General features: G+C 62.2%; 1 pseudogene. It reads left to right on the top strand.

The features are described from left to right. A pseudogene (locus R0J87_RS24475) lies at positions 1-238 on the top strand (heme lyase NrfEFG subunit NrfE); the annotation flags it as partial.

Below are 238 nucleotides of genomic sequence, written 5' to 3'. Positions count from 1 at the left end.
CTCCACGCCAGCTCGTTCGTCGCCGGGCTGCGTACGCTCTCGCTCACTTACTGGGGAATCGTGCTGGGCCACGTGGGCATTGCGCTGACCATCGTGGGCGTTGCCGTCGTCTCGAACTACAACATCGAACGCAACATACGCATGTCGCCGGGCTCCACCGTGGAAGTGGCGGGCCACCAGTTAACCATGACGGAACTCACCAACCGTCGCGGACGGAACTTCCTGGCCGATACTTCGA

The sequence above is a fragment of the Halomonas sp. SIMBA_159 genome, assembly GCF_046536035.1.
In the GTDB taxonomy this organism is placed as follows: Bacteria; Pseudomonadota; Gammaproteobacteria; order Pseudomonadales; family Halomonadaceae; genus Vreelandella; species Vreelandella venusta_A.
This window is presented reverse-complemented; position numbering and strand designations above follow the sequence as displayed.